The 15542-nt window shown below is 31.4% G+C and carries 13 protein-coding genes; 7 read left to right on the plus strand and 6 right to left on the minus strand.

Annotated elements, in window-relative coordinates:
- Window positions 1–859 precede the first annotated feature (859 nt).
- The 3 genes from rlmF to MK851_RS14035 are packed head-to-tail and all read right to left on the minus strand — an operon-like array spanning window position 860 to window position 3977.
- On the minus strand, window positions 860–1717 hold the full coding sequence (rlmF, locus tag MK851_RS14025) for a 23S rRNA (adenine(1618)-N(6))-methyltransferase RlmF (protein ID WP_320244455.1): 858 nt from the start codon (window positions 1715–1717) through the stop codon (window positions 860–862).
- On the minus strand, window positions 1717–3312 hold the full coding sequence (bshC, locus tag MK851_RS14030; RefSeq protein WP_320244457.1) for a bacillithiol biosynthesis cysteine-adding enzyme BshC: 1596 nt from the start codon (window positions 3310–3312) through the stop codon (window positions 1717–1719). Before bshC ends, rlmF begins: the two co-directional genes overlap by 1 nt.
- The gene (locus tag MK851_RS14035) at window positions 3312–3977 is read right to left on the minus strand and encodes a class I SAM-dependent methyltransferase (RefSeq protein WP_320244459.1); all 666 of its coding nucleotides are present in this window, start codon (window positions 3975–3977) and stop codon (window positions 3312–3314) included. The genes bshC and MK851_RS14035 overlap by 1 nt, the downstream gene beginning before the upstream one ends.
- A gap of 121 nt (window positions 3978–4098) precedes the next feature.
- On the opposite strand from MK851_RS14035, the gene MK851_RS14040 reads away from it, so the two are divergent.
- Genes MK851_RS14040 through MK851_RS14060 form a run of 5 tightly spaced genes read left to right on the plus strand, consistent with a single transcriptional unit; the run spans window position 4099 to window position 9267 of the window.
- Entirely contained in the window at window positions 4099–6033 is a 1935-nt protein-coding gene (locus MK851_RS14040; protein WP_320244461.1) for a BatA domain-containing protein, read from the plus strand.
- On the plus strand, window positions 6030–7289 hold the full coding sequence (locus MK851_RS14045; protein ID WP_303507025.1) for a dihydroorotase: 1260 nt from the start codon (window positions 6030–6032) through the stop codon (window positions 7287–7289). Before MK851_RS14040 ends, MK851_RS14045 begins: the two co-directional genes overlap by 4 nt.
- A 3-nt stretch (window positions 7290–7292) precedes the next feature.
- A complete protein-coding gene (locus tag MK851_RS14050) occupies window positions 7293–7619 on the plus strand; it encodes a hypothetical protein (RefSeq protein ID WP_115900931.1) in 327 nt (108 codons plus the stop codon).
- Between the two features lie 3 nt (window positions 7620–7622).
- A complete protein-coding gene (locus MK851_RS14055; protein ID WP_303507029.1) occupies window positions 7623–8261 on the plus strand; it encodes an alpha/beta hydrolase in 639 nt (212 codons plus the stop codon).
- A 55-nt stretch (window positions 8262–8316) separates the two neighbouring features.
- Window positions 8317–9267 (plus strand): sterol desaturase family protein, encoded by a 951-nt coding sequence (locus MK851_RS14060; RefSeq protein WP_303507032.1) that lies wholly within the window; start codon window positions 8317–8319, stop codon window positions 9265–9267.
- A 39-nt stretch (window positions 9268–9306) separates the two neighbouring features.
- Here the strand turns inward: MK851_RS14060 and bcp are convergent, their stop codons facing one another.
- Window positions 9307–9759 (minus strand): thioredoxin-dependent thiol peroxidase, encoded by a 453-nt coding sequence (gene bcp, locus MK851_RS14065; RefSeq protein ID WP_320244465.1) that lies wholly within the window; start codon window positions 9757–9759, stop codon window positions 9307–9309.
- 109 nt (window positions 9760–9868) lie between these two features.
- Here bcp and MK851_RS14070 point away from each other — a divergent pair, with 109 nt between their 5' ends.
- Entirely contained in the window at window positions 9869–10525 is a 657-nt protein-coding gene (locus MK851_RS14070; protein WP_320244467.1) for an endonuclease III, read from the plus strand.
- A gap of 238 nt (window positions 10526–10763) precedes the next feature.
- On the opposite strand, the gene MK851_RS14075 is transcribed toward MK851_RS14070, so the two are convergent.
- Window positions 10764–11345 carry an RNA polymerase sigma factor gene (locus tag MK851_RS14075; RefSeq protein WP_320244468.1) on the minus strand — a complete coding sequence of 194 codons (582 nt, stop codon included), beginning with the start codon at window positions 11343–11345 and terminating at the stop codon, window positions 10764–10766.
- A 232-nt stretch (window positions 11346–11577) separates the two neighbouring features.
- On the opposite strand from MK851_RS14075, the gene uvrA reads away from it, so the two are divergent.
- Window positions 11578–14370: an excinuclease ABC subunit UvrA gene (gene uvrA / locus MK851_RS14080; RefSeq protein WP_320244517.1), complete on the plus strand. Its 2793-nt coding sequence runs from the start codon at window positions 11578–11580 to the stop codon at window positions 14368–14370.
- A gap of 86 nt (window positions 14371–14456) precedes the next feature.
- Here the strand turns inward: uvrA and MK851_RS14085 are convergent, their stop codons facing one another.
- Entirely contained in the window at window positions 14457–15542 is a 1086-nt protein-coding gene (locus MK851_RS14085; protein WP_320244470.1) for an HmuY family protein, read from the minus strand.

Raw genomic sequence — 15542 nt, forward strand, 5'->3', positions numbered from 1 at the left:
AACTAGAGTTAAATCATCTGTATTTATACGCATAACAAAATATAAGATTTTGTCAACGAATTAGTTAACCTTTACAACTTCGAGTGAAATTTACGAAACGTAGTGAAGGGAATTTTGTATCGAGAAGTATTTGATAACAACAAGGTTCTCGATACTATTTTGTTCCACTTAGTTACACAAAATCACTCGAACTGACACCTTAACGTCATTATGAACGAACACTGAGCACAATCAAAGCGGAAAGTGACGTAATCTCATAAATCTAAAACGGTCATTTCGAAGAAGCGATTTTATGAGCGACTGAGAAATCTCATAAAGCAGAGTTACTCATAACTTTAAGACCTCTCAACTTACTTCGTAAGCTATCTTCGTTCAAAATATATTTTGAACTCGATAATGTTCGAGGTGACGGTAGTAGAGAAAAAGATTACTTCGTCATACCTCCTCGAAATTACGATAATAAAAACGCCCTCAGAAAACAAGTCAAAAATTACACCCTACTGTCACTTCGAGTGAAATTCATTAAACATAATAAAAGGAGTTTTGTATCGAGAAATATTTGATAACAACAAGGTTCTCGATACTATTTTGTTCCACTTAGTTACACAAAATCACTCGAACTGACACCTTAACTTCATTATGAACGAAACGCAGTGAAGTCGAAGTGGAAAGTGGCGTAATCTCATGAATGGGAGTAACTCATAACTTTGAGATTTCTCGCTATCGCTCGAAATGACGGGAAGCGAGAAAAAGATTGCTTAACCAATAATGATTAAAAGTTATCAGCAAATTAGTTAACCTTTACAGTTATAACTTTTTTAAAACAATTTCACCTCAACAACAAACTAACGACTACCAGCTACAAAAACCTCCAACACACAATACGTGTTACTTTGTTTCCTTGGTGCATAGGAATTATTTTAAATTCTTTAACTCCTAGCTTTTTTCCTGAGTTTTGTAAACTTTCTACGTTTTCTTTTTTAGACACTAAACTCGTAAACCATTTACTCGCTTTTGGTAACTGAGAGCTTTCGTACAAGTAGGTGTGTAAAAAAGCTTTTTCTCCACCTATATACCATAATTCATTAGAGTTTCCTGCAAAATTACGTACCGCATTGTTTCCTAAGTTTCTTGATTTTCTTCGGTTGGCTCCTCTCGCCTCTTCTGCCGATTTATAAAATGGCGGATTGCACATCGTTATTGTAAACGCATCCTCTTCTTCTATAATTCCTTGTAAAATGTGCTCTTCTTTAAACTGTTGCCTTAATTCAACCTTATCCGTAAAACCATTATCATCTATAATGTCTTGAGCATAATCTAGTGAATCTAAATCGATATCAGTAGCTACAAAGTTCCAATTATATTCAGCGATTCCTAATAAAGGATAAATACAACTTGCCCCTGTACCAATGTCTAACACTGTTACATTTTCCTCATTCGCAACCAAATCAGCTAAATGATGGATATAGTCTACTCTTCCAGGAATTGGGGGGCATAAATTATTATCAGAAAAATTCCAATGTTCAATATTATAATAAGTAGCCAATAAAGCTTTATTAAACTCTTTTACAGCTATTGGGTCAGAAAAATCGATGGTTTCCTTCTCAAATTTTTCAATAACAAACTCTGCTATTTTTGGATACTTTTCTTTTAAGAGTTTAAAATCGTATCCGTTTTTGTGTTTGTTTTTTCTGTGTAATCCTTTTTTATCTGCCATTAAAGTGTAATAACTGTAAATTCTAGTTGTAACGGATGTAAATTTTCTTTTAGAATTGTAATAAAGTCAGCTCCATATTCTAAATAGAATTCTGAAAAGTTACGTTGACGTTCTTCTAAACTTTGATTAGGTAATAATTCGTTTTGCAAAGCTACGATTCTTTCTACTGTTTCTTTTTGACGTCTTTTTTCTGCACGAAGCCATCTTTTTTCAAGGTTTTCTAATCCTTTAACTTGCTTTCTTTCTTGTGCATTTACTGCTCCTACAAAAGAAACATCGGTTTTTTGAGCTAGTTTACGTAAGTCGTCAAACTGTTCTTGTAAAAATTGTTTCTGTTTGGTAAAGTCTACTTTAGCATCACCATTATCCAACACCTTTCTTGCCAACAAATCATCTTGTTTTAAAAACACTTCTTCTTCTGAAACGTTAAGATTTTCAAGCTTTTTTTGTTGCTTTTCTGAAAGTATTTGAGCCGAATTTCTCAATAACAAAATAGGAAACGGAACATTTACTTTATCAAAATATGCCTTTAACTCTAACCAATACGCTAACTCTCCTCCTCCACCTATGTAACAGAGGTTAGGTAAAATTACCTCTTGGTATAGTGGACGCATAATTACGTTTGGCGAAAAACATTCTGGTTCACTATGTAAATGGTTTAAGATTTCATCCTTTGTCCAAGAAATATCTGTATTATTCACTTTGTATATTCCGTTTTCAAGAATAATACGTTCACGAATCCTATCGGTAATATAAAATAAGTTTATCTCACGCGGATTTACTTGTATTTTATATGACTTTTCTAGTTCTGTAATTGTTTTCGATACTTCTTTATAAGAGGTTTCGTGCAATAAATCGTATTCTACATACGGTGTTAATGCTCTTTTCAACTCTCTTTCATCAGCATCTAAAATTACCAAACCATACTTTCCAAAAAGTTTATCAGCTATGTATCGAGTTGCATCTGCTAATTTTTTGTGTTGCAAATAACCTTTTTCAAATATCTCTTTTATTTGAACAGCATTTTTTGAACTTCCTAAATGCTCTGCAAATACCTCAAAAACATCTTGTAGCCCTTCCGTTGTAAAACGCCCTACTGGTCCTGTTTGATCTGAATTCCATTGTACTTTTTTCCCTTTGAAATTGAAAAAATTGATTTCTTCAAAATCGTGGTCTTCAGTTGCCATCCAATACACAGGTACAAAATTCTCATTCGGAAATTGCATTGACAAGTGCTCGCACATGTTTATAGTTGATATAATCTTGTATAAAAAGTATAACGGCCCTGTAAATAAGTTCAGCTGATGCCCTGTTGTAATTGTAAATGTATTCTCTTCTAGTAAACTTTCTATATTTTTTTGCGTGTCGAACGACAAATCAATGTCTTTGTATTGTTTTCTCAATACTTCAACCAACCTTTTTCTTTGAGTGCTTGAAATAGGATTTTCTTTCTTTTCTTCTAGTTGTTTTTCAAAGTTTCGCAAACTCGGATAACGGTTATAAAAAGGTTGAATATTTTCATCAGCCTTTAAATAATCCTCCATTGTTTTAGAAAAGAATCCTGTGTTTTTATAAGGGATATTGGTTACGTTCATTACTTGTGCGTTCTTTGAAATAAGGTGTAAACATACGGACGTTCTCCTCCGTACGGATTTACAAATGTGTGATTAAAACTATTGACTAAAACAAAATCGTTTCCTAATTTTTCTTGTAGCATTTCCGTATTGTAACGTTGTAATTGCAATCCACAACATTTTTCTGCTCCGTCTAAAGCAAAAACAGCTATAATTACGAATCCGTCAACTTTTACAAGCTTCTTTAATAAATTAAAATAGGCATTTTGTTCTTCGGTTTTTAAAAAGAAGTGTAGTACCGCTCTATCGTTCCAAACATCAACTTCATCAAGCTCATGTAATTTGGTTGGAATCACTAAATCATCAGCTATAAAATTAACTTTTGGGGCATTTTCTCCTAATCGATTTTGTATATCGGTTAGTGCTTTTTCAGATAAATCATTTGCTATTAAACCTGAATATCCATCAGCCACTAGCTCGTCAATTAACATGGATGAACCAACGCCTACATTTAAGATTTTGGCATTTTTTGGCACGTTAGATTCCTTTAATAATTCAATTATTTCTTTCGGATTTTTTTCGAACCATCCTAGTTTTTCTGTTGGATTTTTTACGTAGGCAGCATTCCAGTGTTTTTTATAATTAATTTCTTCCGGAATGTTACACTCACTCTCTTTTGTAGTCATAGTTCAAAAATAGGAAAATTTAATTCTTTGTCGAAAACTTACCAGACTTCTAACAGATTTTTAACTACATTCTTTTTTTTACCATCTATTTAGGTATTTTTACAGTTAGTAAATTATAATTATGCAGTTTAAACATCCTGAGATTTTATATTTCTTAGCTTTTTTACTCATTCCTATTTTGGTACACTTGTTCCAACTACAGCGATTTGTAAAAGTTCCGTTTACCAATGTAGCTTTTTTACAAAAGTTAGTGTTGCAAACACGTAAAAGTTCTCGTATAAAAAAATGGCTAATCTTAGCTACTCGCTTACTGCTACTTGCGGCTCTTATTTTTGCATTTGCTCAGCCTTATTTTAGCAATCACAAAGCAAATGAAGAGCAACATTTCTTTATATATCTTGATAATTCTTTAAGTACAAATGCTATTGGAGAAAAAGGTAATTTACTACAAATTGCTACCCAAGAAATTATTGAAAATTCTACAGAAAAAACAAGTTATTCTTTACTTACAAACGATCATTTTTACGCAAATAAAACAGCTACTGAACTAAAAGAAGAACTGTTGAAAACAACAAATACTGCAAAAAACAGAAACCTTGCTGATGTTTTTTTAAAAATGACTAGTGAGCATAAATCTGCTACTTCTCCTACCAAAAACATTGTGATTTCTGATTTTCAAAACACTAAAAAAGAAGAAATTAACAACGTTCCTAAAAATACTTCTTTTATAAAGTTAGTTCCTGAACAACAAAGTAATATTTCTATTGATAGTGTTTTTGTAGATGACAATGGTGGCTCTAATTTTAACGTACATATTGTTGTAAAAAATCAAGGAAATGCTAAAAATGATATTCCTATTGCTATATACAATAATGACAAGTTATTGAATAAACAAACCTTTAGCATTGGAAAAAACAAGACTTTAGAGGTTACTTTTTCTGTTGTAAAAGCACCTGTATTTTTAGGTAAAGTAATTATTAACTTTAATGACACCTACGGGTTTGATAATTCGTTTTATTTTACTATTAATGCTAACGAAAAAGTTAATGTACTAGCTATTGGAGAGCCTAACAACTTCCTACAGCGAATTTATACGAAAGAAGAGTTTAACTTTACTTCTTCTACCCTACAAAACACCAACTATAATTTGATAGATAAGCAGCATCTTATTGTTTTAAATGAGTTAAAAAATATTCCTGAAACACTCATAAATAGCTTGGCAAGTTATACAACAAAGGGTGGAAACATAGTTGTTATTCCGAGTAATAAAATAACTCTTTCTTCTTATAACAACCTTTTTAGCAAACTAAATACTGGAAAATTATTTCCACTAAAAAGTGACAGCTTAAAAATTACTACGATTAATTATAATCATCCTCTTTTAAAAAATGTTTTCGAAAAGAAAGTTGCTAACTTTCAATATCCGTTTGTAAAAAGCTCATTTAATACCGAGTTTACAAATACTAGTAACCTTGTTTCTTTTGAAAATAAACAAGGTTTTATTAAACAGATTCGCTTACCTAATGCTTCTATGTATTGGGTAGCGGGTTCTTTAAATAAAGACAATAGCAACTTTACGAACTCACCTTTAATTGTTCCTGTTTTTTATAACATTGGAAAACAGAGCTTACAACTTTCTAAGTTGTATTATACGATTGATAAACAGAATACTATTGATATTGATACCCAACTAGGAAAAGATGAAGTTTTAAATATTGCTACTAATAAAAGTTCTTTTATTCCTTTACAACAAACTTTTCAAAACAAAACACGTATTACAACTAAAGATCAACCTTTAGTAGATGGGTTCTATAAAGTACAGCAAGAAAATAATGTACTTAGAAATATTGCTTTTAATTACGACAAAAGTGAAAGTTGTTTAGATTTTTTAATGTTTTCTGAAACTAACGATATGACTATATCTACTTCAGTAAAAAACACCTTGGAAAATATTAATGATGAAAACAAAATTCAATGGCTTTGGAAATGGTTTTTGGGCTTAGCTATTGTATCTTTGCTTTTAGAAATTTTGATTTTAAAATTCTTTAAACCATGACAACGCTGCTTAAATCGGCAACAATAATAGATGCTTCTAGTCCTTATCACCAACAAACTAAAGATATTTTAATTACCGACGGTATTATTACCAAAATTGACAACAACATTGCTAGTGAAGAAACCTATACTGTTGTAGCGTTTGAGAACCTTCATGTATCTTCAGGTTGGTTTGATACAAGTGTTTCTTTTGGAGAACCTGGTTATGAAGAACGCGAAACCTTGCAACATGGTGTACAAGTAGCTGCTAAAAGCGGATTTACTCATGTAGCTATCAACCCTAATACACATCCTATTGTTGATAATAAATCGGCTATTGAATTTTTAATTAATAAAGTAAGTGGAGCTGCAACCAGCATTCATCCTATTGGGGCTTTAACGCAGCAAAGTAAAGGTGTTGAAATGTCTGAAATGTACGACATGCAACAATCGGGAGCTATTGCTTTTGGTGATTATAACAAACCTGTTAGCAACGATAATCTATTAAAAATAGCATTGTTGTATGCTCAAAACTTTAATGGGTTAGTATTAAGCTTTCCTAAAAATAATTTAATTGCTGGTGAAGGTGTTGCTAATGAAGGTAAAAATAGTACGCTTTTAGGCTTGAAAGGAGCTCCTGCACTTGCAGAAGAAATTCAAATTTCTCGCGATTTATTTTTACTAGAATATACTGGAGGAAAACTACATGTTCCTACAATCTCTACAGCTAAATCTGTTCAACTAATTAAAGAAGCAAAAGAGAAAGGATTAGATGTAACGTGTAGTGTTGCTGTACATAATTTAGTATTAACAGATGATGAATTACATGGCTTTGAAGCTAACAAAAAGGTAAATCCTCCCCTACGTACAGAAGAAGACAAGAGAGCTTTAATACAAGGTTTAAAAGAAGGTATTATTGATATAATTACTTCAGATCACAACCCTATTGATGTTGAACATAAAAAAGTAGAGTTTTCTACTGCAAAAGACGGAACCATAGGTTTAGAAAGTGCCTTTGGAGCTTTAAATACAGTATTAGATTTAGAAACTATTATAGGCTGTTTATCTAACAATCCAAGAAAACGTTTTAACGTTAAATTGGCTTCTATAAAAAAAGATGAAAAAGCTAGTTTATCTATTTTTAATCCTGATGGAGAATATACTTTTTCAGAGCAAAACATTGTGTCTACTTCAAAAAACAGTATCTTTCTAGGAAAAAAATTAAAGGGAAAAGTATATGGTATTTACAATAATAATCAACTAATTCTAAACTCATAAATTATGGAAAACCAAACAGTAAACGAAGGAAAAACTCCTGCAATTATCAGTCACTTTACAGTTATAGGACTTATCATTGCTTTTGTTTTAAACATGAACAATAAAAATGCTTTTGCTAGCTTTTATATTAGACAAATGCTTGGTTTAAACATATTGTACATGGCGAATATGTGGATTGTTTATAAATATTTAGGAAGCACAATAGGTTGGGTTGTTGGAGTATTATTATTTGTACTTTGGCTAATTAGCCTTTTAGCTGTTTTAAAAGGAGAAAAAAAACTCGTACCAGTTGTTGGAGAGCAATTTCAAAACTTATTTAAAGGAATTTAATACATGAGTTTACACTACGTTGTAAGAGAACCTAAAGTCTCAAATGCTACTCCTCCATTATTAATTTTATTACACGGGTATGGTAGTAACGAACAAGATTTATTTTCATTTGCTGAAGAATTGCCAGACGATTTATTAATTGTAAGCGCTAGAGCGCCTCATGATATGGGCTATGGTGGTTATGCTTGGTATGCTATAAATTTTGATTCAGTTAACGGTAAGTTTTCTGATTTAAAACAAGCAGCTAAATCTGTTGATAAGATTGCTTCATTTATTGATGAAATTAAAGAAAAATATAACACAAACCCTGATAAAACATTTTTATTAGGGTTTAGCCAAGGTGCTATTTTAAGTTATGCGCTAAGTTTTAAATACCCTAACAAGATAAAACACGTAGTAGCATTAAGCGGCTATATTAATGAAGAGTTATTACCTACTGAAATAGACAAATCTATTACAACAGATTATTATATTTCTCATGGAACAGTAGATCAAGTTCTTCCTATAGATTGGGCACGTAAAGCTCCTATTTTATTGAAAAATTTTAATTTAAATAATGAATATTCTGAATATCCTGTAGGTCATGGTGTAGCCCCTCAGAACTTTTATAGCTTTAAAAACTGGATTGAAGAAAGACTATAAAATTTAACAGTAAAATTGGGTAAAATTGAATATTTTTGTACTCTAAAAAAATAGTATGAGCAACATATTTAATCAAGATATATTATACTACTGGAGTGCTCCTTTTTTCATCTCAGTAATTTTTATCGAAATGTACTTTAGCTATAGAGCTAAAGCAAAAAATTACGATTTTAAAGATACTGCCACTAATGTTTATTTTGCCTTAGTTAATTTTAGCTTAGACCTATTAATGAAGGTAGCTTCATTTGCTATTATGGGCTTTTGTTATCAATACAGAATTATTGACTGGGAAGGTAATATGTCGTGGGCATATTGGTTATTAGCTTTTATTGGTCAAGACTTTTTGTACTATGTACACCATTATGTAGATCATCATTCACGATTTTTTTGGGCAGTACACGTAACTCACCATAATTCGGAGTATTACAATATTTCAACAGGTTTCAGGTCTCCTGTTTTACAACCTTTGTTTAGATACATGTTCTTTTTACCATTAGCTTTTCTTGGAGTTATGCCACTACATATTATGTTTGCATACGCTATGAATCAAAACTACGGAACATTATGTCATACTAATTTTATTAAAAGTAAATTAGGTTGGTGGGGATATATTTTTGTTACCCCATCTCACCATAGAGTTCACCATGCTTCCAACACGAAGTATTTAGATAAAAATATGGGAATGGTGTTGATTATTTGGGATCGTATTTTTGGTACTTTTCAGGCAGAAGAAGATGAAACTGAATATGAAAAGTTACGTTATGGTTTAACGAAACCTTTAGAGGATAAAGGTCCTATTAATATTATATTTCACGAGTGGAAAGAGATTTTTAAAGATTTCTTCAAACGAAAAAAAGAGTTACCGTTGGCAACACGCTTAAAATATGTATTTATGCCTCCCGGATGGAGTCATGATGGAAGTTCTAAAACTAGCAAAGAATTACAAAAAGAACTTAAAACTCCTCCTATAAAAGATTTAAAGTTACAAAAAATAAAAGTCGAGTAAATACTCGACTTTTATTTTTTTACTAGATATATTTAACTACTACTTTAATATCTGGTTAGCGTGTTCTTTAGTTTTTACTTTTGCAATCATATCTTCAATTACGCCATTTTCATCAATTACAAAAGTGGTGCGATGAATTCCGTCATACTCTCTACCCATAAACTTTTTAGGGCCCCAAACACCAAACGCATTGATTACATCTTTACTTTCATCGGCTAATAATGGAAAAGGCAATTCATTTTTATTAATGAAGTTTTGTTGACGTCTTGCTGAGTCTGCACTTACTCCTAAAACATCATACCCTTTTGCTAAAAACGTTTTATAATTATCACGTAAGTCACAGGCTTCCGCTGTACAACCTGGTGTACTCGCTTTAGGGTAAAAGAATAATACTAATTTCTTTCCTGAATAATCAGATAGTTTTACAGCGTTTCCTTTCTCATCTACCGATTCAAAATTTGGTGCTTTATCTCCTATTTTTAGTGTTGTCATATTATATTGTTTCAAAGTTATTATGTCAAAGTTACAAAGTTGATTTTGATTATCCATAAAACATACAAAGCTTCTTTGTACCTTTGATTTTTTCAAATTTTATAAAGCAATGACGAAAGCAGAAAAAGTTCAGTTTGTTATAGATACTTTAGAAGAATTATATCCTGAAACTCCCATCCCTTTAGATCATAAAGACCCATATACCTTGTTGATTGCTGTATTGATGTCTGCTCAAAGTACTGATGCACGTGTAAATACAATTACACCTTTATTATTTGAAAAAGCTGATACCCCGTATGATATGGTAAAACTTACCGTTGATGAAATTCGAGAAATTATCAAACCTGTTGGTTTATCACCTATGAAATCGAAAGGAATTCACGGTTTATCTAAAATCTTAATTGAAAAGCATCATGGTGAAGTTCCTGTTGATATGGAAGCTTTAGAAGAATTACCTGCAGTGGGACATAAAACTGCTAGCGTGGTAATGTCACAAGCTTTTAACATTCCTGCTTTTCCTGTAGACACACATATTCATAGATTGATGTATCGTTGGAACTTAACTAACGGAAAAAATGTTGCTCAAACCGAAAAAGATGCTAAGCGTTTATTTCCAAAAGAATTATGGAATAAACTTCACTTACAAATTATTTATTATGGGCGAGAATTCTCACCTGCGCGTGGTTGGAAGTTAGAGAACGACGTAATTACTAAAACGATTGGAAGAAAATCGATAATAGACGATTATAATAAAAAGAGAGTATAAAAAAAGCCCCAACCTTGTTGAAGCTTTTTCCACTCTTAATTCAAATTCAATTCAATGAGATAGTTTGATTTTGTTTTAACTACTGTTAGCGATTTAGAAAAATTAATCAAATATTGAACTGTTTCTTGTTTAGGTTTCATTTTAAAGTCAGGAGACCTCTTAGAGTAAACTTGCATCATATATTCCCTTATTATTACTTATTATCAATGATTTAACGATGCTTTTTTCTAAATATTGTCTAACTAACTAAGATAATTTTATTTTTCTCAATTATTTTTCTCAAATTAATTAAAGCGTAACGCATTCTACCAAGTGCTGTATTAATACTAACTCCTGTATTTTCTGATATTTCATTGAAGCTCATATCGTTATAAATACGCATTTTTAAAACTTCTCTTTGTTCTTCAGGTAGTTCTTCAACTAACTCTTTAACATCATTTAAAATCTGTTCTTTTATTATTTTTCCCTCTGCATTTAATGCTCCATCACTTAATACCGAAAAAATATCAAATTCTTCTGTATTATTAAATGTAGGCATACGATTATTCTTTCTAAAAAAATCAATAATCAAGTTATGAGCAATACGCATAACCCAAGGTAAAAATTTACCTTCCTCATTATAATTTCCTTTTTTTAGCGTTCGAATAACTTTTATAAAGGTATCTTGAAAAATATCTTCTGTAGTATCTCTATTTTGTACTTTACTATAAATAAAACTATAAAGTCGTTGTTGGTGGCGTTTAATCAATAATTCTATGGAATATTCATTACCATTTATGTAGTTCTTTACTAATACACTATCATCTACAATGTGTTGCATAATAATTACTTTTTTTGAAAACAACTTATTAATTGTCTTCTAGTTAGGGGATATTAAGTTAAAAAAGTAATTTTCTTACTATAAGCTTTTGTTTATTGATTAATAACGAGTTACAAATATGATGTATTTTATTAATAAATACAAAAAAACTATAAAAAAAGAGAAAAACACTAATGTTTGTTCATTAAAACCACTTGAATTTGGTACTTTTATCGCTTATTTTTTCGAGCATATGAAGACTGATATTTCAACTGTTAATCCTAAGGAAAATATTATAATAAAAGGGGCTAAACTGCACAATTTAAAAAACATTGATGTAGTTATTCCTCGTAATAAGTTAGTAGTAATTACCGGGCTTTCTGGATCGGGAAAGTCTTCTTTAGCTTTTGATACCTTGTATGCCGAAGGACAACGACGTTATGTTGAAAGTTTAAGCTCGTATGCACGTCAGTTTTTAGGAAAATTACACAAACCTAAGGTTGATTATATTAAAGGAATTGCTCCAGCCATTGCTATTGAACAAAAAGTAAACTCTACCAACCCACGTTCAACAGTGGGCACCTCCACTGAAATTTACGATTATATCAAGTTACTATTTGCCCGTATTGGTAAGACCTTCTCTCCTATTTCTGGTAATGAAGTAAAAAAACATACCGTTTCTGATGTTATTAAGCATGTAAAAACTTTTGAAGAACGTACGAAGTTATTATTACTCGCTCCAATACATATTAGTAAAGATAGAGACCTAAAAACTGTTTTGCAAGTATTAACTCAGCAAGGATATGCTCGTTTAAAATACCAAGATACTGTATACAGAATTGATGAATTTCCTATAAAAGACTTTAAAGGAAATGAATTACAGTTAGTTGTTGATAGAATTGTTGTAAAAGACGAAGAAGATTTCTACAACCGTTTAGGGGATGCCGTACAAACTGCTTTTTTTGAAGGGAAAGGAATTTGCTGTATTGAGAATTTATCAGATAATAGTATTGCTGGGTTCAGTAATAAATTTGAGTTAGACGGAATTTCTTTTTTAGAACCTAACACACATTTATTCAGTTTTAACAACCCTTACGGAGCTTGCCCTACTTGTGAAGGCTATGGAAATGTAATTGGTATTGATGAAGATTTAGTAATTCCAAACACAGGATTATCTATTTACGAAAATGCTATTTTTCCCTTTAAAACAGATAGTTACAAAAAATATAAAAATGATTTAATTCTGAATGCTGAGGAATTCGGAATTTCTATTCATAAACCATGGTTTGAACTTTCGGAAGAGCAAAAAAACCTAGTTTGGAACGGAACCAAAAAATTCAAAGGAATTAATCATCTATTCAAAAAGTTAGAAGAAAAAAGTTATAAAATTCAAAACCGTGTAATGCTATCTCGCTACCGCGGAAAAACAAAATGTACAGAGTGCAACGGAAAACGTTTACGTAAAGAGGCTAACTACGTTCAAGTATACGGTAAAACTATTGATGCGTTAGTTACCTTACCTTTAGATGAATTAGCAGTATTTTTTAACAGTATTCAATTAAATAAATACGAAGAAAAAATTGGTAAACGTTTACTTACCGAAATTAATAATCGCTTACAATTTTTAACGGATGTTGGTTTAAATTATCTTACGTTAAATAGAACTTCTAACACATTATCAGGCGGAGAAAGTCAACGAATTAATTTGGCTACTTCCTTAGGAAGTTCACTTGTGGGTTCTATGTATATTTTGGATGAACCTAGTATAGGATTGCATCCAAAAGATACAGAAAGACTGATTGGTGTCTTAAAAAATTTACGTGATTTAGGTAACACCGTAATTGTGGTAGAACATGATGAAGACATTATGAAAGAAGCCGATTATATTATTGATATCGGTCCTGAAGCAGGAACTTATGGTGGAAATGTTGTTGCCGAAGGAACTTTTGAAGATATCCTACAATCTGAGTCTCTTACAGCTAAATATTTATCAGAAGAATTAAAAATTGAAATCCCTACAAGTAGAAGAATTTCAAAAAACTCTATTGATATTATTGGAGCGCGTGAGAATAACTTAAAAAACATCGATGTTTCTTTTCCTCTTAATAATTTAACCGTTATTACTGGTGTTTCAGGTAGTGGTAAAAGTACCTTAGTTAAAAAAATCCTGTATCCTGCGATGCAAAAGAAACTAATTGGATATGGTGAAAAATTGGGGCAACATACAGATGTTACAGGTAGTTTTGACTTGTTAAAGCATGTAGAGTTTATCGATCAAAATCCAATTGGTCGTTCCTCACGTTCTAACCCTGTAACGTATATCAAAGCGTATGACGATATTCGTAAGTTACTTTCATCTCAAAAACTATCAAAAATAAGAAACTACCAACCAAAACACTTTTCTTTTAATGTTGATGGTGGTCGTTGTGAAGTTTGTAAAGGTGAAGGAGAGGTTACAATTGAAATGCAGTTTATGGCAGATGTGCATTTAGAATGTGAAACCTGTGGTGGTAAACGCTTTAAAAAAGAGGTACTGGAAGTAACTTTTGAAGGAAAATCTATTGACGATGTTTTAAACTTTACTATTGATGATGCTGTTGCTTTTTTCACAGAGCATCAACAAACCAAAATAGCTCGAAAATTAAAACCTTTACAAGATGTTGGATTAGGGTATGTACAGTTAGGGCAATCGTCCTCAACTCTTTCTGGTGGTGAAGCACAGCGTATAAAATTGGCTTCTTTTTTAGTAAAAGGAAATACAAAAGACAAAGCTTTATTTATTTTTGATGAACCTACTACCGGATTACACTTTCACGATATTAAAAAGTTACTAGCTTCTTTTAATGCACTAATTGAAAGAGGACATTCTATTATTGTTATTGAACACAATATTGAATTAATTAAATGTGCTGATTACATAATCGACCTTGGTTTAGAAGGTGGTAAAAAAGGCGGAAATTTAATTTTTGCGGGTACACCTGAAGAGTTAGCCAAAAATAAAGAATCCTATACATCTAAATATCTGGCAGAGAAACTCATTAACTAAACCTTTTTTCAACTAGAAAAGCCACCCAACCTCTCGGTTAGATAGCCTTTCACAACAAAAATTAACAAAATTTAATAAATAAATCTTTACTTTAATAAGCTATATACAAACTCAGGATAACCTCTTTCTCCTGCATCATTTGTTAATGCTAAAAACTTTAACTTATATAAATTTCCATCAGTATCTTCTATTACATAAAAAACATTGTCTTTACGAGAAGGTAAAGAACTAGGACCTCCTCCTGCTCTCCAACTACTACCGATAGCTGTTTGAGTATTACCAAAATTTTCTACTTTTACATCTGTTAAGGTAAAATCATTATATGTATAACTTTCTTCTTCTGTATCTATCATATATCCTTTTACATTTGATTTTATATTATTTACTACAAAATCTGGAAATACATACGGACCATAACCAGGTAATAAGTTTGTAAAAATTGTAAAGTTTAAGTCCCAGTTTTCTTTCATTGGCTCAACATTTACTTTAGCTTCTGTATTAAAGCTAAAGAATGTAAAGTGATATCCTTCTGTTTTCGTTATTACAATTTCTTTGTGCGTAGTAGCATCTAAATCTGCATACTGTAAAACATAAGCATCTCCTTCTTTTAAAACTCTAATTTTTTTCCAACCTCTTTCATCTCCATTTGCAGAGTAGCTACCTGTAACTGGTGTATTTGTTGCTACTTCATAACCAAGGTTTACTAAATATACTTTATTATTTGCCTCTGTTACTTCAATTTCAGCAATTGCCGTTTTTGTTATATCTCCACTAGGATGATCAACAAAAGGAGCACTTTCATCAGTATATGTATTCGTTCTTACTAAAGGCTGTAAATCTTTTACTTCCTGGGTTGAAGAGCTAACAGCATCTATATCTGTTGTAGATAATTGAGCAGCCACCATAGATATTGAACCATTTATAGCAACTCTAAACTCATTTCCAGAATAAAATCCTAAATCCCAAGAGTCTCTCTTTATCTCTGTTGTTGTATTAGTACTTAAGTCAATATATACTTGGTTTGGCTGATTAGCACCACCTACTTCTGGGCTTACTTCTGCTCCTTCTATTACCACTTTTATTGGTTCAGATGGTAAATCATTATCACTTCCACAACTAATGAACGAGTACATAGTTGTTAATAATATGAGTGTGAAAAATTTGTTTTTCAT

The organism is Tenacibaculum sp. 1B UA, assembly GCF_033978845.1.
Taxonomy (GTDB): domain Bacteria; phylum Bacteroidota; class Bacteroidia; order Flavobacteriales; family Flavobacteriaceae; genus Polaribacter.

Coding starts and splice junctions, on each gene's coding strand:
- rlmF (WP_320244455.1), bottom strand. CDS start 1,717: ATGGCAGATAAAAAAGGATTACACAGAAAAAACAAACACAAAAACGGA.
- bshC (WP_320244457.1), bottom strand. CDS start 3,312: ATGAACGTAACCAATATCCCTTATAAAAACACAGGATTCTTTTCTAAA.
- MK851_RS14035 (WP_320244459.1), bottom strand. CDS start 3,977: ATGACTACAAAAGAGAGTGAGTGTAACATTCCGGAAGAAATTAATTAT.
- MK851_RS14040 (WP_320244461.1), top strand. CDS start 4,099: ATGCAGTTTAAACATCCTGAGATTTTATATTTCTTAGCTTTTTTACTC.
- MK851_RS14045 (WP_303507025.1), top strand. CDS start 6,030: ATGACAACGCTGCTTAAATCGGCAACAATAATAGATGCTTCTAGTCCT.
- MK851_RS14050 (WP_115900931.1), top strand. CDS start 7,293: ATGGAAAACCAAACAGTAAACGAAGGAAAAACTCCTGCAATTATCAGT.
- MK851_RS14055 (WP_303507029.1), top strand. CDS start 7,623: ATGAGTTTACACTACGTTGTAAGAGAACCTAAAGTCTCAAATGCTACT.
- MK851_RS14060 (WP_303507032.1), top strand. CDS start 8,317: ATGAGCAACATATTTAATCAAGATATATTATACTACTGGAGTGCTCCT.
- bcp (WP_320244465.1), bottom strand. CDS start 9,759: ATGACAACACTAAAAATAGGAGATAAAGCACCAAATTTTGAATCGGTA.
- MK851_RS14070 (WP_320244467.1), top strand. CDS start 9,869: ATGACGAAAGCAGAAAAAGTTCAGTTTGTTATAGATACTTTAGAAGAA.
- MK851_RS14075 (WP_320244468.1), bottom strand. CDS start 11,345: ATGCAACACATTGTAGATGATAGTGTATTAGTAAAGAACTACATAAAT.
- uvrA (WP_320244517.1), top strand. CDS start 11,578: ATGAAGACTGATATTTCAACTGTTAATCCTAAGGAAAATATTATAATA.
- MK851_RS14085 (WP_320244470.1), bottom strand. CDS start 15,542: ATGAAAAACAAATTTTTCACACTCATATTATTAACAACTATGTACTCG.